The 6,000-nt window shown below is 74.8% G+C and carries 5 protein-coding genes; all 5 read right to left on the reverse strand.

Annotated features, from left to right (window positions below):
* Window positions 1-42 precede the first annotated feature (42 nt).
* Window positions 43-1,155 (reverse strand): NAD(P)-binding domain-containing protein, encoded by a 1,113-nt coding sequence (locus MUU72_RS21930; protein WP_248015054.1) that lies wholly within the window; start codon window positions 1,153-1,155, stop codon window positions 43-45.
* A gap of 66 nt (window positions 1,156-1,221) precedes the next feature.
* Window positions 1,222-2,427 (reverse strand): LLM class flavin-dependent oxidoreductase, encoded by a 1,206-nt coding sequence (locus MUU72_RS21935; RefSeq protein ID WP_248015055.1) that lies wholly within the window; start codon window positions 2,425-2,427, stop codon window positions 1,222-1,224.
* 1 nt (window position 2,428) lies between these two features.
* Window positions 2,429-3,526 (reverse strand): ABC transporter substrate-binding protein, encoded by a 1,098-nt coding sequence (locus MUU72_RS21940; RefSeq protein ID WP_248015056.1) that lies wholly within the window; start codon window positions 3,524-3,526, stop codon window positions 2,429-2,431.
* On the reverse strand, window positions 3,523-4,467 hold the full coding sequence (locus MUU72_RS21945; RefSeq protein WP_248015057.1) for an ABC transporter ATP-binding protein: 945 nt from the start codon (window positions 4,465-4,467) through the stop codon (window positions 3,523-3,525). Before MUU72_RS21945 ends, MUU72_RS21940 begins: the two co-directional genes overlap by 4 nt.
* A complete protein-coding gene (locus MUU72_RS21950; RefSeq protein WP_248015058.1) occupies window positions 4,440-5,279 on the reverse strand; it encodes an ABC transporter permease in 840 nt (279 codons plus the stop codon). Before MUU72_RS21950 ends, MUU72_RS21945 begins: the two co-directional genes overlap by 28 nt.
* Window positions 5,280-6,000 lie beyond the last annotated feature (721 nt).

The raw sequence follows: 6,000 nt of genomic DNA on the forward strand, positions 1-6,000 counted from the left end.
CCCGCCCTTGTCCGACAAGCGCCCGCTGCCGGTCGCCGCGGCCTACGGGGCGGGCACCGCCGCGCGCCCGTCCGCCGGGTCCGCCGGCGTCCCGGCCAGCAGCTGCCGGATCTCCCGGACCGCGGCCCGCCCGGCCCGGTCGGCGCCGATGGTGCTGGCGGACGGCCCGTAGCCGACGAGGTGCACCCGGGGGTCGCGGACCGCGCGGGTCCCGGCCATCCGGATGCCGCCGCCCGGCTCGCGCAGCCGCAGCGGTGCGAGGTGGCCGAGCGCGGCCCGGAAGCCGGTCGCGTACAGCAGTACGTCGGCCGTCACCGCCCGCCCGTCGTCCCAGGCCACCCCGTCCGGGGTGATCCGGTCGAACAGCGGCAGCCGGGTCAGCACACCGCTCTCCCGGGCCCGCCGGACCTCCTCGGTCATCGTCAGCCCGGTCACGCTCACCACACTGCGCGGCGGCAGGCCCTGCCGGACCCGCTCCGCCACCCGTGCGACGGCGGCCCGCCCCTCCTGCGCGCCGAACGGCCCCGTGCGGAAGGCCGGCGGCCGCCGGGTCACCCAGGTCGTCGCCGCCGCGACCGGCGCGATCTCCAGCAGCTGCTGCACCGCCGACGTCCCGCCCCCGACCACCACCACCCGGGCGCCGCGGAACTCCTCCGGGCCGCGGTACCGGGCACTGTGCAACTGCCGCCCGCGGAAGCCCTCCTGCCCAGGGAAGCGCGGCAGGAAGGGCCGGTCCCAGGTCCCGGTCGCGTTGATCACCGCCCGCGCCGCGTACGTGCCCCGCGAGGTCTCCACCGCCAGCCGTCCGCCGCCGGCGTCCCGGACCGCGGTCACGTCCACCGGCCGGTGCACCCGCAGGCCGAACCGCCGCTCGTACGCCGCGAAGTACCCGCCGATCACCTCGGCCGACGGGCGCGCCGGATCGGCGCCGGTCAGCGCCATGCCCGGCAGGGCGTGCATCCCGTGGACCCGCTCGTAGGTCAGGGTCGGCCACCGGAACTGCCAGGCGCCGCCGGGCGCGGGGGAGTGGTCCAGGACGACGAAGTCCGCGTCCGGGCGGTAGCCGGTGCGCCGCAGATGGAAGGCGGCGGCCAGCCCGGCCTGGCCGGCGCCGACCACCGCGACCTCGACCTCGCGCACCCCGATGTAGTTCATGTTTCTACTAACTCGGGGTGGGGCCGGAATCTTCCCGCCCGGCCCCACCCCGTCCGCGGCCCCCGCTCAGCGTCCGCCGGCCACCAGCAGCGGCGCCCCGCCGGGTGCCGAGGCCGGCCGCCCGTTCGCCGCCGGCACCCCGGCCAGCGGCGGCCGCCCGGCGTCCAGCAGCCCGCGCGCGGCCAGCTCGGGGCGGACCCCCTCCCCGAACCAGTACGCCTCCTCCAGGTGCGGATAGCCGGAGAGCACGAAGTGCTCGACGCCCAGCGCGTGGTACTCCTCGATCCGGTCCGCGACCTCCGCGTGGCTGCCGACCAGCGCGGTACCGGCGCCGCCGCGCACCAGCCCCACCCCCGCCCACAGGTTGGGCGCGATCTCCAGCTTGTCCCGGGAGCCGCCGTGCAGCGCCAGCATCCGCTGCTGCCCCACCGACTCGCTCCGGCCCAGCGCCTGCTGGGCGGCGGCCACCGTCTCCGGATCGAGGTCGGCCAGCAGCCGGTCCGCCGTCGCCCACGCCTCCTTCGACGCGTCCCGGGAGATGGTGTGCAGCCGGATCCCGAACCGGACCGTCCGCCCCTCCCGCTCCGCCAGCCCCCGGATCCAGTCGATCTTCCGCCGGACCTGCTCCGGCGGCTCGCCCCAGGTCAGATAGACATCGACGTTCCGGGCCGCCACCGGTCCGGCCGCCGCCGACGACCCGCCGAAGAAGATCTCCGGCAGCGGGTCCGGCGGCAGCGCCGTCAGCCCGCCCTCGACCTGGTAGTGCGCACCGCGGAAGTCGAACGGCTGCCCGCTCCACACGCCCCGCACGACCTGGAGGAACTCGTCCGTGCGGGCATACCGCTGATCGTGGCCGAGATGGTCCCCGAAGCGCTTCTGCTCGGTCGAGTCGCCGCCGGTCACCACGTTCAGCAACAGCCGCCCCCGCGAGATCCGCTGGTAGGTGGCCGCCATCTGCGCGGCCAGCACCGGCGAGACCACCCCCGGCCGGAACGCCACCAGGAACTTCAGCCGCTCGGTGACCTGGGTCAGCGCCATCGTCGTCAGCCAGGCGTCCTCGCACCACGTCCCGGTCGGCGTGAGCACCGCCTCGAACCCCAGCTGCTCGGCCGCCTTGGCGATCTGCGCCAGATACTCCACGTCCGGCGCGCGCACCCCGCTCACCGGGGTGATCCGGTCCCGGCGGATCCCGCCGTCGGTGTAGGCGTGCCGGTCGACGAGCGTCCGGCCGTCCCCGCCGGTCGGCAGGAACCAATGCAGGTGTACGGACATGTCACAGGCCCTTTCCATAGCTGCGCGGCGCCGTCCCCGAGGGCGGCAGACCGCCGTTGAACCGGGGATCGACCAACTCCCCGAAGTCGAACGAACGCGGAATCAGCTTCAGCGCGGCGAAGGCGTCCACGATCCGCTGCTCGGAGGCGACCGCCTCCTTGTCCACCGCGACCGGCACCGCCGTCCCCCGGGTGCGCCGCACCGCGTCCAGCGCCACCTTCTGTGGCAGCCCGGTCGCCTTCGACCACACCGTCGCCCAGTCCGCCGGGTGCCGGAACACCCAGTCCTGGGCCCGCCGCAGCCGGTCCGTGTAGTCCTTCAGCGCCGCGGCCTTCTCGGTGTCGTCCAGCGCGGCGGGCGCGGCGACCTGGAAGCTCAGCCCGTTCACCAGTCCCTGACCGGTCGTCAACACCCGGGCGCCGGCCTGGTCCAGCGCCTGCGAGGTGTACGGGTCCCACACCGCCCAGGCATCGACCTTCCCCCGGGTGAACGCGGCCAGCGCGTCGGCCGGCTGGAGGTAGCTGAGCTTGACGTCCGACGGCGACAGCCCCGCCGCCTTCAGTGACGCGAGCAGCTGGTAGTTCGCCGAACTGCCCTGCGCCACCGCGATCGAGGCGCCCTTCAGCTGCGCCGGGGACGTCAGCGGCGAGTCCTTCTTCACCAGGATCGCCTCACCGTCCGACCGGCTGTGGGACGCCGCGATCACCTTGATCTTCGAGCGCGCGGCCCCCGCGAAGACCGGCGGGGTGTTGCCGACCGCGCCCACGTCCACCGCCCCCGCGTTGATCGCCTCCAGCAGCGGCGGCCCCGAGGTGAACGTCGACCACCTGATCCGGTACGGCAGGCCCGCCAGCTCGCCCGCCGCCCGCAGCATCGCCTCCGAACCGCCCTTCTGGTCGCCGACGTTGAGCGTCAGCGCGCCCTTCCCGTCGGTGTGCCCGCCGATCCCGCCGCCGGCCCCGTCGGCCCGCGACGCACCGCCGCAGCCCGTCAGCAGCAGGGCCAGCGGCAGGGCCAGGGCCAGGGGCAGTGCGACCCGGCCGGGTGCCCGCCGCCGTCGCCGCCCGGCCGCCTGTCCGGTGGAACGCAGCGCTCTCATACGGTGTCCGTCCTCGTGTCCTGGTATCGGGGGGTCTTCGGTGCGGAGGGGGCCCGGTGCGGGAGGTCCGGCGCGGCACCGGTGCCGTCCCCGGCCACCCCGAGCCGGCCGAGCAGCCGGGCGCGCAGCTCCGCCCACCGCGGGTCGGTGACGTCCCGCGGCCGGGGCAGTTCCACCGCCGTCTCGTACGCGATCCGGCCGCCCTCCATCACCAGCACGCGGTCGGCCAGCAGCAGCGCCTCCTCCACGTCATGGGTGACCAGCAGCACCGCGCAGCCCCGCTCCTGCCACAGCCGGGCCACCAGCCGCTGGGCGGTGATCCGGGTCAGCGCGTCCAGCGCGCCGAACGGTTCGTCGAGCAGCAGCAGGTCCGGGTCGCGCACCAGGGCCCGCGCCAGCGAAGCCCGTTGCGCCTCGCCGCCGGAGAGCGTCTTCGGCCAGGCGTCCGCCCGGTGCCCGAGCCCGACCTCGGCCAGCGCCCGGGCCGCGACGGCGCGCCGGGGCCGCCCGGGGAGGCCCAGCAGCACATTGCGCCAGACCCGCAGCCACGGCATGAGCCGGGGTGCCTGGAACGCCACCGCCTTCCGCCGGGGCACCAGCACCTCGCCCGCGATCTCCCGGTCGAGCCCGGCCAGCACCCGCAGCAGGGTGGACTTCCCGCATCCGCTGCGCCCCAGCAGCGCCACGAACTCCCCGGCCCTGATGTCGAGTTGCAGCGCATCGAGCACCCGCCGGCCGGCGAAGTCGCGCACCAGCCCGTCGACCCGCACCGCGAGCCCACCGGAGCCGGCTGCCCCGGAACCGGCCCCGCCGGCCGCGGCCCCCGCCGACGCCGGCTCCGGTGCCGTTGCGGTTGTTGCCGTTGCGGGTGCGGGTGCGGTGGTGGTTGCCGTCGCGGGGGAGGGGGTGGGGCTCACTGCCCCGTGAACGTCGGTCGCCACTGCAGCAACAGCCTTTCGAGAGTGCGGACAAGGAAATCGGCGAGCAGCCCGAGCAGCGCGTAGACCACCAGGCAGACGACGATCACATCGGTGCGGAAGAACTCCCGCGCCTGGTTCATCAGGAACCCGAGCCCGTCATCGGCGTTGACCTGCTCCCCGAAGACGAGCGCCAGCCAGGAGGTCGCCAGCGCGTACCGCAGCCCGGTCATGGCGCCCGGCAGCGCACCGGGCAGCACCACGTACCGCACCAGCCCCCACCGCCCCAGCCCCAGCGCGTTCCCGGCCTCCACCAGCTGCGCGTCGACCCCCCGGATCCCCGCGTACACGTTCAGATACAGGTGAAAGGCGACCCCGACGGCGATCAGCGCGATCTTCGGGGCCTCGCCGATGCCCAGCCAGATGATGAAGAGCGGGATCACCCCCACCCACGGAACGGACCGCAGCATCTGCACGGTCGCGTCGACCAGGTCCTCACCCAGCCGCGACAGCCCCGACACCAGCGCCAGCACGGTCCCGGCGACCCCGCCCAGCACCAACCCCACCAGGACCCGCTGCAACGACACCCCCATCGCCGACGGCAGTGTCCCGTCCGCGACCAGCCCGCCGCCCGTCGTCGCGATGGTCACCGGCGACGCCAGCAGATCCGCCGGCAGCACGCCGCCGGCGCTCAGCACCTGCCAGAGCACGACCAGCCCGACCGGCGCCACCGCCCGCCGCACCCACCGCGGCACCACTCCCCGCCGCGCCGACACCGGCACCACGCGGGCCAACTCCACGCCCCCGCCCGCCACCACAACCCGCTCACCACTCATCGCTCACAACCCCACACACCCCGGCCCCGAACCACCCGGACAGCCACCCGGCCACCCGAACCGCCAACAACCACACCGAAGAAACGAGCCCCCGAGCCCAGAACCGCCAACAGCCCCGAGCCCGCACCGAAACCCGCACCGAAACCCGCACCGAACGACAGAAACCCGCCCGGACCCGCTGACCGAAACCGGCCCTGAGCCAACAGCGACCGATGCCGCAATGCCGAAAGGAAGCCGAACCCACGCCGAACCAACGCCGCAGGGAGGCCAGTTCACGCCTGACCGAAGCCGAACCCACGCAGGACCAACACCGGCCCTACGCCGGAAGGAAGCCGGACTCATGCCGGACTCACACCGGACTCACGTGGGAACGGAGGCGGCGGCCCCACCGGCCCCACGGCAGATCAGGACAGCAACGCGGCTCCGCGAACGCGGCCGTTCGCGGGCGGGGAACCGAACGTCAGCAACAGCGGCGCCCGCCGCGGCGACACGCGGCAGACGCCACCCGCAGCAGGTCGATGTGACCGCGCGTGGTGAGCAGGGCTGACGTAGACATGCCGCCGAACGTAATGCCGGGCGCCGACCCGGTCAAACCCCCGTCTCGGCTGCTGGACCTTTGTTGCCACAGCATTGACCAGCCATGACGCACCCCAGCCGCCCTCCACACCCCACCTCTCCGCCCCGGCACTCCCTTCCCTCCGACCGGCCCGCCCCTCCCACC

Origin of the sequence: Streptomyces rhizoryzae (assembly GCF_023155275.1) — a bacterium.
Classification (GTDB): domain Bacteria; phylum Actinomycetota; class Actinomycetes; order Streptomycetales; family Streptomycetaceae; genus Streptomyces; species Streptomyces rhizoryzae.

Excerpts from the sequence above, each read along its gene's own strand:
- MUU72_RS21940 (WP_248015056.1), bottom strand. The coding sequence starts at position 3,526 with ATGAGAGCGCTGCGTTCCACCGGACAGGCGGCCGGGCGGCGACGGCGG.
- MUU72_RS21950 (WP_248015058.1), bottom strand. The coding sequence starts at position 5,279 with ATGAGTGGTGAGCGGGTTGTGGTGGCGGGCGGGGGCGTGGAGTTGGCC.
- MUU72_RS21930 (WP_248015054.1), bottom strand. The coding sequence starts at position 1,155 with ATGAACTACATCGGGGTGCGCGAGGTCGAGGTCGCGGTGGTCGGCGCC.
- MUU72_RS21935 (WP_248015055.1), bottom strand. The coding sequence starts at position 2,427 with ATGTCCGTACACCTGCATTGGTTCCTGCCGACCGGCGGGGACGGCCGG.